Origin of the sequence: Frankia sp. Mgl5 (assembly GCF_023242985.1) — a bacterium.
Lineage (GTDB): Bacteria > Actinomycetota > Actinomycetes > Frankiales > Frankiaceae > Parafrankia > Parafrankia soli.
Map to the genome: position 1 here is coordinate 38,337 of NZ_JALKFY010000608.1, position 15,364 is coordinate 53,700.

9 protein-coding genes and 1 pseudogene are annotated in these 15,364 nt (G+C 72.4%); 2 read left to right on the forward strand and 8 right to left on the reverse strand.

Going from position 1 to position 15,364, the window contains the following annotated elements; genetic code table 11:
• Positions 1–9: 9 nt before the first annotated feature.
• The 5 genes from tmk to MXD62_RS12665 form a co-directional block, all read right to left on the reverse strand.
• Positions 10–2,415 carry a dTMP kinase gene (gene tmk, locus MXD62_RS12645; RefSeq protein WP_248829465.1) on the reverse strand — a complete coding sequence of 802 codons (2,406 nt, stop codon included), beginning with the start codon at positions 2,413–2,415 and terminating at the stop codon, positions 10–12.
• On the reverse strand, positions 2,415–5,501 hold the full coding sequence (gene topA / locus MXD62_RS12650; protein ID WP_248829466.1) for a type I DNA topoisomerase: 3,087 nt from the start codon (positions 5,499–5,501) through the stop codon (positions 2,415–2,417). Before topA ends, tmk begins: the two co-directional genes overlap by 1 nt.
• 655 nt (positions 5,502–6,156) lie before the next feature.
• Positions 6,157–8,517: a sodium-translocating pyrophosphatase gene (locus MXD62_RS12655; protein WP_248829467.1), complete on the reverse strand. Its 2,361-nt coding sequence runs from the start codon at positions 8,515–8,517 to the stop codon at positions 6,157–6,159.
• A 656-nt stretch (positions 8,518–9,173) separates the two neighbouring features.
• Positions 9,174–9,776 carry an ATP-binding protein gene (locus MXD62_RS12660; RefSeq protein ID WP_248829468.1) on the reverse strand — a complete coding sequence of 201 codons (603 nt, stop codon included), beginning with the start codon at positions 9,774–9,776 and terminating at the stop codon, positions 9,174–9,176.
• 36 nt (positions 9,777–9,812) lie between these two features.
• Positions 9,813–10,154 carry an STAS domain-containing protein gene (locus tag MXD62_RS12665; RefSeq protein ID WP_012157755.1) on the reverse strand — a complete coding sequence of 114 codons (342 nt, stop codon included), beginning with the start codon at positions 10,152–10,154 and terminating at the stop codon, positions 9,813–9,815.
• Positions 10,155–10,489: 335 nt separating this feature from the next.
• Between MXD62_RS12665 and MXD62_RS12670 the strand changes: the two genes are divergently transcribed.
• On the forward strand, positions 10,490–12,937 hold the full coding sequence (locus MXD62_RS12670; protein WP_248829469.1) for a DEAD/DEAH box helicase: 2,448 nt from the start codon (positions 10,490–10,492) through the stop codon (positions 12,935–12,937).
• 108 nt (positions 12,938–13,045) lie between these two features.
• Positions 13,046–14,077 (forward strand): hypothetical protein, encoded by a 1,032-nt coding sequence (locus MXD62_RS12675; RefSeq protein WP_248829470.1) that lies wholly within the window; start codon positions 13,046–13,048, stop codon positions 14,075–14,077.
• A 131-nt stretch (positions 14,078–14,208) separates the two neighbouring features.
• Here the strand turns inward: MXD62_RS12675 and MXD62_RS39720 are convergent.
• The 3 genes and pseudogenes from MXD62_RS39720 to MXD62_RS12685 form a co-directional block, all read right to left on the reverse strand.
• Positions 14,209–14,586, reverse strand: a pseudogene (locus MXD62_RS39720) (Rv3654c family TadE-like protein); the annotation flags it as partial.
• On the reverse strand, positions 14,583–14,981 hold the full coding sequence (locus MXD62_RS12680; protein WP_248829471.1) for a TadE family type IV pilus minor pilin: 399 nt from the start codon (positions 14,979–14,981) through the stop codon (positions 14,583–14,585). The pseudogene MXD62_RS39720 and the gene MXD62_RS12680, both read right to left, overlap by 4 nt.
• Before the next feature lie 10 nt (positions 14,982–14,991).
• A complete protein-coding gene (locus MXD62_RS12685; RefSeq protein ID WP_248829472.1) occupies positions 14,992–15,246 on the reverse strand; it encodes a DUF4244 domain-containing protein in 255 nt (84 codons plus the stop codon).
• Between the last annotated feature and the right edge of the window lie 118 nt (positions 15,247–15,364).

Below are 15,364 nucleotides of genomic sequence, written 5' to 3' on the forward strand. Positions count from 1 at the left end.
ACCTGATCATCATCGCGGGTCGTCACCGGTGATCGCCGGGCGCAGGCGTCCGGCGATCACCGCACGGATCTGCCGGTGCAGCTCCTGCGGGGAGAGCGTCGCGTCCAGGATGACGTGCCGGTCCGGATCCTCGTCCGCGAGCCGGCGGAAGTGCTCGCGGACCCGTCGGTGGTAGGCCACGGCCGCGACCGGGTCGGTGCCGGAGCGATCCGGCCCCGCGCCGTGCCCGGCACCGCCGCCGCGTCCGGTACCGCCATCGTGTCCGCCGCCGTCGCCCTCGCTCTCCCGCCCGAGGTGAGGATCACTCCCGCCTCGGGCCAGCGCCTGCTCCGCAGGCAGGTCCAGCAGGATCGTCACGTCGGGCAGCAACGAGTGGCTGGCCCACTGGGTCAGCACCGTCAGCTCGTCGCTGTCGATCCGCTGGCCGAGCGCCTGGCACGCGATCGCGGAGTCCACGTAACGGTCGGTGAGCACGATCGCGCCCCGTGCCAGCGCCGGTTCGATGACCCGGGCCACGTGCTCGGCGCGGTCGGCCGCGTCCAGCAGCAGCTCGGTCCGGGCGTGCAGCCGGTTCGCGGGGTCGTCCAGCAGGTCCCGCAGGCCCGCGCCGAGGGACGTCCCGTCAGTCTCGTACGCCGGAACGACCTCGCGCCCGCTCGAGGACAGCCAGCTTCGCAACAGCTCCAGCTGGGTCGTCTTGCCGGCGCCCGCGGCACCCTCGACGGTGATGAACAACCCGCCATGACGGCGGCGGGCAGCGCCCGGCCGCCGCCCGCGCAGCGCGTTCCACAGCTCGGGCAGGACGGCTTCCCCGGTGTGGTCGTCCATCTGGCGGTAGGAGAACAGGCCGACCGCGACGGCGAGCAGCCCGCCGGCGAGCAGAACGACGGTGACACCGTCGGCCCGGACGTTGATGTCACCCCAGAGGTGGACCTGGTGCGAACCGATCAGACCGACGAGGGCCGGCGCGGCCGCGAGTACGACCAGCAGGTCGACCCGTACCAGCGACTGGACCAGCGCGAAGGTGCGCCCGCGCAGCTCATCGGCGACCTCGGCCTGCAGCAGGGTGTACCCGGTCACCCAGGCGACGCCGGCGAGGGCGCCGACGAACACGACCAGAATGCAGGCGATCACCAGATTCGGGATGATCGCGACGACCACCAGCGTGATTCCCGCGGCGGTGACGCAGACGCCGAAAAGGCGGGTACGGCTGTAATCCCCGAGCAGCTTCGGGCCGGCGCCCATTCCGGCGGCGAGGCCGATGAACACCGCGCCGAACAGCACGCCGTAGGCCGAGTCGCCACCGCCGAGGATCTCGACGTAGAGCTTGCCGAGCGCCACCACACAGCCGGCGCCGGCGAAGCCGCCGAGGATTCCGACGACCAGCCCGCGGACGAGGCGGTCCTGGCCGACGAACTTCCAGCCCTCGGTGATCGAGGCGAAGAAGCCCGGCTCCGTGCTGTGCTCGGGCCGTTCCGCGCGGCCGATCGACCGCAGGCCCCAGATGACGATCGCCGACCCGAGGAACGTGGCCGCGTTGAAGTACAGCGCGATGTCCAGGGAGGAGTCGCGGAAGAAGTGAATGGACGGGCCCAGGGCCCGGGACACGGTGGCGAGCAGCGTGAAGATCGCCGCGGCCAGCGGCGCCGTGCCGTAGGTCGTTATCAGGCTGAGGGTGTTGGCCGCCGCGAGCCGGTTACGCGGGACCAGATGCGGGATCGAGGCCTCCTTGGCCGGTGCCCACACCAGGCTCACGCACTCGACGAGGAAGGACGCGATCAGTAGCCATCCGAGGGTTCCCACGATCGGGATGGACAGGAACAGCCCGAACCGCATCACGTCGGTGATGACCATGGTCATCCGGCGGTCGAGGCGGTCGGCGATCGCTCCGGCGAGCGGGCCCAGCACGAGCGCGGGCAGCAGACGGACGATCAGCAGGGAGCTGATCGCGAACGCCTGTCCGGAGAAGCTCTCGGTCAGCTGGGTGACCAGGGCGGTGGTCGCCAGCAGGCCCATCCAGTCGCCCAGGCTGGAAAGGCTGAGCTGGATCCACATCCGGCGGAACTCGGGAATCCGCAGAACCGCCCGCAGGTCGCCGTCCGAGCCGCCGGTGGTACGCGCACGCGGTGGCGAGGGCACCGTCGTGACCGGATGACGGCTCAGCGGCCGCCGGACCCGCATCCGTGGCGGACGCGGGGCCCGCTGACCAGCCGGCGGCCCAGTGCCTGGCGGCTCGGTGTTTGGCAGGTGCGTGCCTGGCGGGTCAGCGGTCGGCGAATCGGTGCTCGTCGAGTTGGCGCTCGGCGGGTCGGTGTTGACCGCGGGAGCCGCCGCGGGCTCCCGCGGAGCCGCCCGCGCGGCCCGCAGCGGTGTCTGGTCCAGCTTGCCGTGGCTCTCGCCGACGGGCAGATCCATCAGCTCGACCGCTGCGAGCCACCGGACGTTGCTCCGGTGGCGCTGTCGGTGCCGGATGCGTCGCCCGCGGCGGTGCCGGTCTCCCCGGCGCCGCTGGCGGCGGACTTCGACGCGCGGGAGCCGGACTTCGCCGTGCCGCCCGACGTCTTGCCCGCGGTCTTGGCCTTCGTGGTGGTCTTCGCGGCCGTCCGGGGCTTGGCTGTGGCCTTCGCGGGCGCCTTGGCCGTGGTCTTCGTGGTCCGGCGCGGCGTGGTCGTGCCGCGGGCTCGGCGGTCCGCGAGGAGCTCGGCGGCACGCTCGACCGTGATGGTCTCGACCGCGTCGCCCTTGCGCAGGCTGGCGTTGGTCTCGCCGTCGGTCACGTACGGGCCGAACCGGCCCTCGCGCAGGACCATCGGGCGCTCGGTGGCGGGGTCGGGCCCGAGCTCACGCAGCGGCGGCGTCTGCGCCGCCTGGCGCCGACCGCGGGCCTTCGGCTGCGCGAGCAGCGCGAGAGCCTCGTCCAGCGTCACCGTGAACAACTGGTCCTCGGACTCCAGCGAACGGCTGTCGGCGCCCCTCTTCACATAGGGGCCGTACCGCCCGTTCTGGGCGGTTACCTCCGCGCCTTCCGCGTCGGTGCCGAGGACGCGGGGGAGCGTCAGCAGCCGCAGCGCGTCCTCGAGGGTCACGGTTTCCAACGACATGGTGCGCAGCAGGCTCGCGGTCTGCGGCGGCTCGCTGTCCGTCGTCACGTACGGGCCGTAGCGGCCGGCCTTCGCGGTGATCGACGCACCCGTCTTCGGGTCCGTGCCGAGCAGACGGTCGCCGCTGGGTGCGGCCAGCAGCTCGAGCGCGCGCTCCACGGTCAGCTCGTCGGGAGCGACCTCGTCCGGGACACTGGCACGCCCGTCGGCGTGCTGGACATAGGGCCCATAACGACCGACCCGCACGACGACAGGCTCGCCGTCGTCCGCCTTGCCCAACGGGATGGAGTTGACCTCGCGGGCGTCGATCTCCCCGAGCCGCTCGCCGACCAGGTGCTTGAGGCCCTCGACCGCTCCGGAACCTCCGGTGTCGGTCGTGTCGGGCAGACCGAAGTAGAACCCGGTGAGCCAGTCCGTGGACGCGGCCGTACCAGCGGCGATCGCGTCGAGGTCGTCCTCCATCGAGGCCGTGAACTGGTAGTCCACGAGCCGGGTGAAGTGGTCCTCCAACAGCCCGACCACCGCGAACGCGACGAAGCTCGGGACCAGCGCGGACCCCTTCTTCCACACGTAGCCGCGGTCCTGGATCGTGCCGATGATCGACGCGTAGGTGGACGGCCGGCCGATCCCCAGCTCCTCCAGCGTCTTGACCAGGCTGGCCTCGGTGAACCGCGGCGGCGGGCTGGTCGTGTGGCCACGCGGGGTGAGCGTGCGGGTGGCCAGCGGGTCCCCCCGCCGGACGTCGGGCAGCCGCCGCTCGCGGTCCTCGAGCTCGGCGTCCGGGTCGTCGGCGCCCTCGACGTACGCGCGCAGGAACCCGGGGAAGGTGATCACCTTGCCGGAGGCGGAGAACTCCGCGTCCTCCCCGGAGCTGGAGGTCGCGCCCAGGCGGATGGTGGCGCTGGTGCCGCGCGCGTCGGCCATCTGGCTGGCCACCGTGCGCTGCCAGATCAGCTCGTACAGGCGGAACGAGTCACCGTCGAGCTCCGAGCGCACCTCACCCGGGGTCCGGAAGTGATCCCCGGCGGGCCGGATCGCCTCGTGGGCCTCCTGGGCGTTCTTGACCTTCTTGGCGTAGGTGCGGGGCCGGTCCGGGACGTACTCGGCGCCGTAGAGGGTGCGGGCCTGATCCCGGGCGGCGACCAGGGCGGTCTCGGACAGGTTCGTCGAGTCCGTCCGCATGTAGGTGATGTAGCCGTTCTCGTAGAGGCGCTGCGCGACCTGCATCGTGCGCTGGCTGGAGAACCGCAGCTTGCGGCCGGCCTCCTGCTGGAGCGTGGAGGTCATGAACGGCGGGTAGGGCGAGCGCCGGTACGGCTTGGTCTCGACCGAGCGCACCGCGAACGCGGCGCCGGTGAGCCGGCCGGCCAGCGCGCGGGCGCCGGCCTCGTCGAGCAGCGCGACCCCGTCGGACGTCAGCTCGCCGGTCGGGGCGAAGTCGCGGCCGCTGGCCAGGCGCCGCCCGTCCAGGGCGACGAGGGTCGCCGGGAGCGGGGTCGTGTCGAGGGCGGCGCCGTCGTGCGCGACTGTCTGCTGGAAGACACCCTCGATGTTCCAGTACTCCGCGGTGCGGAACCGCATCCGCGCCCGCTCCCGCTCGACGAGGACACGGGTCGCCACGCTCTGGACCCGCCCCGCCGAGAGCTTGGGCATGACCTTCTTCCACAGCACGGGGGAGACCTCGTAGCCGTAGAGCCGGTCCAGGATCCGCCGGGTCTCCTGCGCGTTGACCAGGTTCTCGTTGATCTCCCGCGGGCTGTCGACCGCACGCTGGATGGCCTGCGGGGTGATCTCGTGGAAGACCATCCGCTTGACCGGGACGGTCGGCTTCAGGGTCTGCAGGAGGTGCCAGGCGATCGCCTCGCCCTCGCGGTCCTCGTCTGTCGCCAGGTAGAGCTCGCTGGCGTCCTTGACGAGCGACTTGAGCTTGCTGACCTGGACCTTCTTATCCGGGCTGACGACGTAGAGGGGCTCGAAGCCGTTGTCGACGTCGACTCCGAGCCGGGCCCACGGCTTGCCCTTGTGCGCGGTCGGCACGTCGGCGGCGCTGCGCGGCAGGTCGCGGATGTGGCCGATGCTCGACTCCACCTGCCACCCCGGGCCCAGGTAGCCCGCGATCGTCTTCGCCTTGGCCGGCGACTCCACGATCACCAGACGGGTCCCGTTCCCGTTCGTGGTGGCCTGCGCCGGGCGGCGCCCGCCCGTGGCGCGGGCGCCCGAAGCGCGCTCTGCGGTCGCGCCGGCCTCGGCCGTCTCGGCCGCTTCGGCCTTGGCTGCCGTGGCGCCCGCTGCCGTGGCGTTGGCCGCCGTGGCGCTCGCTGCCGCGGGCTTGGCGGGCTCGGCGACCGGCGTGGGCGACCCCGCGGTCGTCCGGCTCGTCGAATTCGTGCGCGGTGGCACTTCTCTCCTCGTTACGGCGTGCTGCTCCGGTGGACCGCTCGGGACGTCAGTGCCGCCCGGGTGATCCTCGTGTGATCTACCTCTGTCAGTTGCTCCAATGCCCGCCCGGGGCTGTTGTCGGCGCGCCGGCGATCCCCGCTCCATGGGCGTGGACACGGGCCCGGCGCGACCGGACATCTCCCGCTGCCGGAATCGGCCGCAGGGAGCACCGTACGCCGGTGTGTGGCTGGAGGGCTCCCCCCGTCCGCCGTCGGGGGCCGCGCGGGCACTCCCTCGGCGGTTGCGCCGGCAGGCATCCGCACCATCGTGCCGTCGTCCACGCCGGGCGGTCCAGCGGCAGACGATCACGTGCCGGATGACCCCGCCCGACCACCACTTTGCCCCGGAGACGCTCGCCGGACCGCCGGACCCGGCGACCACGAACGGGGCCGCATCCCGCCTACCAGGCGGGATGCGGCCCCGTATCGCTTCGGCGAGCGAAGGGCCGACCGGCCGCGCACGACCGCACGGGCGGGTGTCCACCAGGCCTCGACACGGCACCGGTGGCGATCCGGCCGGCGTCGGACGGAGATCGTCGGGCAGCATCCGCTGCGGGACACTGTCAGATCACGCGGTCGGTGTGCCGGTTACGCGCCGACAGCGCCCGATCTCGTCGTCAGACCTTCACCTCCGAGCCCGACGGCGGGGTGCGCGTCGGCGGTGCCGAGGGCGTCGGCGGCCCGTCCCCCACCGACGAGCCCCGCCGCCTGGACGTCGAGACGACCGCGACGATCACCACGACGGCGGCGAGGGCGATGCCGATGCGGGCGGCCGTGTTCTCGTCCTCGCCCACCGAGAACTTCACGACCAGCGGAGCGATCAGCAGGCTGACGAGGTTCATCACCTTGAGTAGTGGGTTGATCGACGGGCCGGCGGTGTCCTTGAACGGGTCGCCGACGGTGTCCCCGATCACCGTCGCGGCGTGCACCTCGGAGCCCTTGCCGCCGTAGTTGCCGTCCTCCACGAGTTTCTTCGCGTTGTCCCAGGCGCCGCCCGAGTTCGCGAGGAAGACCGCCATCAGCACCCCGGCGGCGATCGCCCCGCCGAGGAACGCGCCCAGCGGCGGGTAGCCGAGGCCGAACCCGACCGCGATCGGGGCCATCACGGCGAGTGTTCCCGGCGTCACAAGCTCGCGCAGCGAGTCCCTGGTACAGATGTCCACAACGGCGCCGTAGTCGGGCTTCTCTGTGCCCTCCATGATTCCCGGCTTGGTCCGGAACTGGTTGCGCACCTCCATCACGACCCGGCCGGCGGCGCGGCCGACCGCGTTGATCGCCAAACCGGAGAACAGGAAGACTACGGCGGCGCCGATGATGAGGCCGACCAGGGCGTCCGGATAGGCGATGTTCAGCCCACCAACGGTGCCCCGGGCGGCCTCCGTGGACGCCCCCGCGTCGGCGAGCGCGGTCGTGACCGTGTCGGTGAACGAGCCGAACAACGCGGTCGCGGCGAGCACCGCCGTGGCGATCGCGATGCCCTTGGTGATCGCCTTGGTGGTGTTGCCCACCGCGTCCAGCGAGGTCAGGATCGCCCCGGCGCGTTCGTCGATGCCCTCCGGCCCGGCCGACATCTCGGCGATGCCCTGGGCGTTGTCGCTGACCGGGCCGAACGTGTCCATCGAGACGATGACACCGACCGTGGTGAGCAGGCCGGTTCCGGCAAGCGCCACCGCGAACAGGGCGATCGTGACGCTGCCCGAGCCGAGGAGATACGCGCCGAACACAGCCGCGCCTATGAGCAACGCGGAGTACACAGCCGACTCGAGACCCACCCCGATTCCGGCCAGGATGTTCGTCGCCGGCCCGGTCGTCGACGCCTCGGCGACGCCAAGGACCGGGCGGCGGTTCGTCTCGGTGAAGTAGCCGGTCAGCAGCTGGATGGCGGCGGCGAGCACGATGCCGATGAGCACCGCGCTGATCGCGATCACCCGCGGATCGCCGCTCTGGGTGCTGCCTTCCAGCCCCGGGAACTCGGCGAAACTGCCCGGCAGGTAGACCATGGAGACGATCACCACGCCGATCGCGGAGACCACGGCGGAGATGAAGAAGCCCCGGTTGATCGCGGTCATGCCGGTGCGGTCGCCGTCTCTGGGGGAGACGGCGAAGATCCCGATGATCGCCGTGAGCACGCCGACCGCCGGGATCAGCAGCGGATAGACCAGCCCGTTCTCGCCGAACGCCTTGACCCCGAGAATCAGCGCCGCGACCAGGGTCACCGCGTATGACTCGAACAGGTCGGCGGCCATCCCGGCGCAGTCGCCGACGTTGTCGCCGACGTTGTCGGCGATCGTCGCCGCATTGCGCGGGTCGTCCTCGGGAATGCCCTGCTCGACCTTGCCGACCAGGTCCGCTCCGACATCCGCCGCCTTGGTGAAGATCCCGCCGCCGACTCGCATGAACATCGCGAGAAGGGCGGCGCCGAACCCGAACCCCTCGAGCACCTGCGGGGCGGTGTCCCGGAAGGCCAGGACCACCACCGCCGCCCCGAGGAGGCCGAGTCCGACGGTGAACATCCCGACGACGCCGCCGGTGCGGAACGCGATCCGCATCGCGGCACGTTCACCGCTCTCGATCGCCGCCGCCGCGGTGCGGGTGTTGGCCCGGGTCGCGAGCGACATACCGACGAAGCCGACCAGCGCGGAGAAGACGGCGCCCACGACGAAGAACACGGAACGGCCCACACGAGCGCCCGTGTCATCCGCCGGTAGGAGCAACAGGACGAACGGGATCACGATCACGAACCCGGCGAGGGTCCGGAACTGCCGGCGGAGGTAGGCTGCGGCTCCCTCCTGAACCGCTCTGCCCACCTCGATCATTTTCGGAGTGCCCGCGTTCGCCGCCAGTACCTCGCGCACCAGGTAGGCGGCGACGAGGAGGGCGAGTGCTGCGACGATCGCCACACCGGCGACCAATCCGACAGCTCCACCGCTAAGGTCGATAGGGGGGTTCTCGGCCTGTAGGGTGTGGATCGGGGACATGGCTCCTCCCGGTCTGCTGTGTGCGCCCTCTGTGGCCGCGGCAGATGCGAGTCGGGCACAGAACGCCCGCCGTGCACCGTTCGTCGATCACAGCCGTACACGTCGCATCCGACGACGTCCTGGGTGGCGACCGACACCGGTCAGCGGGCGGGAGCCACCTTCTGGCGGGCGCCGAGCGGGCGCCGGACGTGACTCCGGTGAGGTAGCGGTGCCGGTCCGTACCCGGCGCTGCCGACCAGCCCGCGCAGTGAACGCCTTCGTGTGGCCCTGGCCTGTGGCCCGGGGCCAGGCCCCACGGGGAACACCAAGGGAAACACCGACGGCCCCGATCGACCGTCGGTGAGATGCGGCGGAGTCTATCCGCACGTCTGTGACGTGCGCTCGTTTTTCGGTTGTGGCTGGCCGAGTCGCCCGTTTTTGTTGTAGCGCGGCCCGTGAGGTGTCGCCCGGGCCGACGCCCGCAGTCCGGCGTGCCGTTCGGCTGCCGACGGCCTGCCCGAAGTGTGGCTGGACGCGCTCGAACCTCGGGTGGGCCCCGGTCACTGTCGGGAACTCACCCGAGTCGCTGTCAGGCGTCAAGCAGGCGTTGGGCCTTTCTCGGCCGCGTCAGGGCCCGCAGGTCTCACTGCGGCTCGCCAGGTCTCGCTGTCGACTCGTCAGGTCTCGCGGCGGGCGGAACCGGCGATCTCCGCGGCCAGTGCCGCGTAGGCGGCGGAGTCGAGATCGGAATCGGCCGGCGGCTCACCGGTGTGCCAGGTCATCTCGACGACGGTGCCCGTGCCGTCCGTGCCGCGCCGGACGGCGACCTCGTCGACCAGGCCCTCGATGAGGGCCAGGCCCAGGCCGGGCGGGAAGGGCTGGTCGGCGTCAGGGTCGCTGTCGAGGCCCGGCGCGGTGAGCGCGGCGGAGCCGAGGGCCGCCGCGCCACCGAGGTCCGCGCCACCGAGGTCCAGCAGGGCAGGCGCGCTGATGAGGCCGCCGTCCGGCCCGGGGGCGACCTCGTCTCCCGGGGCGCCACTGTCCGACACGATGACGGTGAACGTCTCCGGCGCGTCGGTCAGCGCCACGTGCACCAGCGCCTCGGGATTGCTCCGGCGGTTGACCCGGACGGCTCGGGCGCACGCCTCACCAACCGCCAACTTGATCTCGTCGACGGCGCCGGCTGGCACGCCCGCGCGCCTGCTGACCGCGGTCGCGATCATCCGGGCGGTACGGACATGGCCGGGCAAGGCGGCGAAGTGCAACTCGACGGTGGGCATGCGTCCGAGGACCTGCCTTTCGCGAACGGGACCTGATCAGTCCCTGGCGGCCAGGGCTTCCTCGACGGAGGAGTGGATGGGGAAGACCTTGGTGAGTCCCGTGATCCTGAAGATCTTGAGGATACGTTCCTGGGTGCAGACCAGGTGCAGCGAGCCCTCGTGGGCACGAACCCGCTTGAGCCCGCCGACCAGGACACCGAGACCGGTGGAGTCGAGGAACTCCACCCCCTCCATGTCGACCACCAGGTGGTACGACCCGGCTGACACCAGGTCGATGAGCTGCTCGCGAAGCTTGGGGGCGGTGTAAACGTCGATCTCGCCGCCCACCACGACGACCGTGTGGGTCCCCTCCTGGCGAGTCGTGAGGGACAGATCCACGGATCCTCCTAGTGGTTCTTCCCGGCGCCCGCGCCTCGGGCGACCGACATCACGGCGGCACTACCCTCCCATGAGGAGGATCAATCCGATGGCCCGCAACACAGATGGCGAGCCGGCATTCGGCGCCGCCGACGGATGAATCGACCCGGTGTTGCTCCTCGCTCATCCGAAGCGACGCACCTCGGATGATGCTATCGCCGATCTAGTGTTGGACCCGGTGTGGGGTGTCATCAGGTTGCCTACCGTGACCTGGCAGGGATCGGCCAGGTAACGGGAGCAAGTGGTGTGGATGGTGGGCGGACATCGTCCTCGGGCGACCGCCTATCGTGACGGGCGTGGGTTCGCCGGCCGTCACCGAGCACGATCCCGCGCGAGTCGGAACCGTCCTGAACCGACTCGCCCGGGACAGTCGACGGGCGGCCAACATCACCCACGTCGAGAGCGTTCCCGCCCGGCGGGGCCAGCCGGCCGCGTGGCCGGAGTGGGCCGACCCGCTGCTCGTGAGCCGGCTGCGCGCGGCGGGGATCGAGCAGCCGTGGGCCCACCAGGTCGAGGCGGCCCGGGCGGCGCACGAGGGGCGCGGCGTCGTGCTGGCCACCGGTACCGCTTCGGGGAAGTCCGTGGGCTACCTGCTGCCCGTGCTGACCCGGCTGCTGGCGGAGCCGAGCTCGCGCGCCATCTACCTGGCGCCCACCAAGGCGCTGGCCAACGACCAGCTTCGTTCGGTGCGCTCACTGATGCTGACCGGTGTCCGGGCGTCCACCTATGACGGTGACACCCCGGGCCCCGAGCGGGAGTGGGTGCGCGCGCATGCCACGTTCGTCCTCACCAACCCGGACATGTTGCATCGCGGGATCCTGCCGGCACACCGCCGCTGGGCCCCGTTCCTGCGCGGTCTCCGGTTCGTCGTCGTCGACGAGTGCCACGGCTACCGGGGCGTGTTCGGCGCGCACGTCGCCCAGATCCTGCGGCGCCTGCGGCGGGTCTGCGCCCGGTACGGCACCCGGCCGGTGTTCGTGCTCGCCTCGGCGACGGTGGCTGATCCGGGCCTGTCCGCCTCCCGGCTGACCGGCGTGGACGTCGACGTGGTCGACGCCGACGCGTCTCCCCGAGGGCCCATGGACTTCGCGCTGTACGAGCCGCCGCTGCTCGGCGTCCGCGCGGGACGGCCGAGCACCCCCGCGGACGGCACAGAAGTGGGTGGCCCGGACGTGGACGGTGCGGGAGTGGATGGTGCGGGCGCTCCCGTGCCACATGGAGAGAACGACGCCCCCGTCCGGCGGGCCGCGACCGCCGAGTCCGCTGATCTGCTCGCCGATCTTGTCGCCGAGGGTGTGCGGACGCTGGTGTTCGTCCGTTCCCGCCGGGCCGCTGAGGTGGTGGCCGCCGCCGCCCGCCGCGGCCTGGGCGAGGTCGCCCCCGAACTGGTCGAGCGGGTCGCCGCCTACCGGGCGGGATACCTGCCCGAGGAACGCCGTTCGCTGGAGGGACGCCTCCGGACGGGTGAGCTCCTCGGCGTGGCCGCCACGTCCGCGCTCGAGCTCGGCGTCGACATCAGCGGACTCGACGCCACGGTGATCGCTGGCTTTCCCGGGACCCTGGCATCGCTGTGGCAGCAGGCCGGCCGCGCGGGCCGGACGGGGCAGGCGGCGCTCGCGGTCCTGGTCGCGCGGGACGATCCGCTGGACACCTACCTAGTCCACCATCCGGAGGCCGTCTTCGGTCGGCCGGTCGAGGCCAGCGTGTTCGACCCCGACAACCCGTACGTGCTCATGCCCCACCTGGAATGCGCCGCCAGCGAACTACCGCTGACCGAGGACGACCTGGAGCTGTTCGGGCCCGGTGCCCGCGCGGCGGTCGACGACCTCGTCCGGCACGGGCGGCTGCGTCGACGACCCACCGGCTGGTTCTGGACCCAGCGGCACCGCCCGGACGTCGACATCCGTGGTGTCGGCGGCCCACCGGTGCGGATCGTCGAGACGGCGACGGGCCGGCTGCTCGGCACCGTCGACGCGGCGACCTCGCACTCGACGGTGCACGCGGGGGCGGTGTACCTGCACCAGGGCGCCAGCTTCATCGTCAACGAGCTCGACCTGGACGACGCGGTGGCCTTCGTCGACGCGGCGACGCCGGACTGGACCACGGTCGCGCGGGAGCACACCGACATCCGGGTCGTCGAGTCCACCCGCTCCGCGCGGTTCGCCGACGTCGAGATCCATCTCGGGACGGTCGAGGTCACCAATCAGGTGATCGCCTTCCAACGGCGCCGGCTGACAACCGGGGAGGTCCTCGGGCAGGAGCCGCTCGACCTGCCGCCGCGCCAGCTGCGTACGCGGGCTGTCTGGTACACGGTGACCGACGAGCTCCTCGCCGCGGCCCAGATCGAACCCGCCGACGTGCCGGGGGCGGTGCACGCCGCCGAACATGCGGCGATCGGCCTGCTGCCCCTGTTCGCGACATGCGACCGGTGGGACATCGGCGGGGTCTCCACCGATCTGCACCCGGACACCGGCCGCACCAGCGTCTTCGTCTACGACGGCCATGCCGGTGGCGCGGGATTCGCCGAACGCGGTTTCCTGCGGGTGGCGAACTGGCTACGGGCGACCCGGGATGCCGTCGCCGCGTGCGAATGCCCGGCCGGCTGCCCGTCCTGCGTCCAGTCGCCGAAGTGCGGCAACGGCAACGAGCCGCTCGAGAAGGCGGCCGCGGTCCGGCTGCTCGACGCCGTGCTGGCAGCGGTGGACGGCGACCCTGCGGACCCGCCGAGCCCCCGGCGGGAATGAACACGATCGCGGGCCGGGGGTGCAGACGACCGTATCGGGGGTAGACCGCCCTCTGTCGGATTTTCAAGGCGGCGCAATCGATACGTAGCAGGAAATCTGGAGGTTCCGGTGGTCACCGTCGGTGTGGTCCTGTTGCTTCTGGCGGGTGTTCTCACCGCGGACATCGTCCTGGAGAACTCCGGTCAGACAGAAGTAATGATCATGGGTCAGTCGCTCTCCTTCGACATCTGGGGGCTGTTCGTTCTCGGGCTCGCGACCGGCGTGTTGGTGGTGGCCGGTACGCAGATCACGTTGCAGGGCTTCGCCCGGGACAGGCACCGGCGTCGGCTGGAGCGCCAGCGCGCCCGCGACCTGGCCGCCATGACGCGGGCTGTGCCCACCCCGGCACCCCGGCACTCGGCCCCGACCGCCCCGACCACCGCCTCCGCCCAGACAGCTGGGTCCGCCGCGACCACTGGGTCCGCCGCGACCGCTGGACCCACTCCGGTGGGGGCGGCGCCTCGTTCCGGCCCGGCCCCGGTTCCCGCCGGTGGCCCCGGCGCCGTCATGCCGGGTGGGGCCGCTGGAACCGCGCCCTCGCGCCGATCCGCGGTACCGACACCGGCCATGCCCGCACAGACCGGCTCCGTGCCGACGACCGCGCCTGACCCGGTCGTGCGTGCTCAGTCCAGTCGCCAGGCGGCTGCCGCGGCGGCCGACACCGGTCCGCTTCGGATGGGGCGCCGTGGGACCGGGGAGGGCCAGCCCGGAGAGGGGCGGGCCGCTGGCGCACCGACCCAACAGGGTGCCGCCGTGACCGTTCCGGTCGGCCAGGCCGGGGGCGGGCGAGCGAACGCAACCGCCCCCACGCTGGTGGCCGCGCCGGAATCCGCGCCGGGGTCGGGACGGTCGGCGGGACGTCGGTCCGCCCGCGCCGAGCGCGCTGCCACGACCGACTCCCCGGCTGCTCCGGCGCGGCCCGTGCCGACGGCGCATCCGGGGGACCGCGTCGTGGCCCGGGTTTCCGACCTGCGGCGCAAGAAGCGCGAGGCGCAGGCGGCCGAGACCGCCCCTGGTGCCCCCACGGCGCCGGGGCCCGTCTCCGGGGCGGTGCCGGCGTCCGGGTCGCCCACACCTCCCGCGGGCGTGCGCACCCCCTGACCCGCGGGCGTGCGCACCGCCCGATCCGTTGGTGTGCGCACGCCCTGACCATCAAGTGAGCGAGTGGGGCTGACGCCTTCCAGCGCGGTCGGCTGATACGCGCCGGGCCCACCCTCCCAGGGCCCGGCGCGCGCCCATGCCCGGGCCGGGCCGAGCACCCGCAGCGGGCCGGGCAGGTCGGCCTCCACACCGATCCTGATGCTGTCGGATTCGACCTGACAGCGGGACAGCCTTCCGGCGTTGGCGGACGCCGTCGCCGCGGCCCGGCGACAGGCCGCCTCGGGCTGGGCCGATCGGTCCGACGCCGCGGCGAGTGCGGCGAGGTCGGCCGCGGCCGCCGCGCGCTGGCGGGCCGCCCCGGCCACCATCAGGCCCAGCGCCGCCGACCCGACCAGCACGATGACGGAAAGGGCGCCGAGCAGCCAGATCGTGGCCGAGCCGCGGTCGGCGCGGGCTTCTCCGAGAAGCAGGCGCGAGAGCCGCCTCGCGGGCGGTGGGAGCCGATTCAAGAGTGTTCCACCGGGCCCTCCTCCACAGCGGCGACCGCGACCGCCGCCACCGTGACCACCGGCACCAGGCGGCCGATGTCGTCGCCACCCACCGCCACGGTGACGCGGACGCGGACCGCGCCCTCGGCCCGGGTGATCTCGATGGCGGCGCCTGGCGGTGCCACGCGCTGCGCCCAGGCCCGGGTGGCGGCCTCCGCCTCGCCGCGGGCGGCGGCCCGTGCGCCGAGGCGGGCGGCGTCGGCACACCGGGTCTGCGCCGACACCGCGCCGATCATCCAGACGAGCATGAACACGACCGCCACGAGACTCGGCAGGCCCATGGCGAGCTCGGCGGTCACCTGGCCGCCGTCCTCGTCGTCGTGGTCGGCGTGTGGCTGCCGTACCGGTGCGGGCATCGCGGCGAGGTCAGAACGCGACCGTCAGCGCGCGCTGCACGACCGAGGAGATCAATGAGCGGGTGGCCGAGCTCGAGATGACCGCGTAGAGGACCCCCGCGAAAGCGACGGCGGCCAGCGTTCCGACCGCGTATTCGGCCGTCGACATTCCCGCGTCCGTCGGCACGCCCGCGTTCGACCGGGGCGAGTGGTACCAGCGCTGGTGCCGTGGCCGCGGCGAGGGCACGGAGCGCCGCGGGCGGAGCAGCGCGTACAGGAACAGCATGGTTGCCTCCGGGTTCAAGGGGAGCCGGGCCGGGTCGGCCCGCGCACCATCGATCGTGTCGCCGGATCAGCCGCCCCATGTCGACGAAGGAGCTCCTGTGGACGGCGGGTTCCCGTCC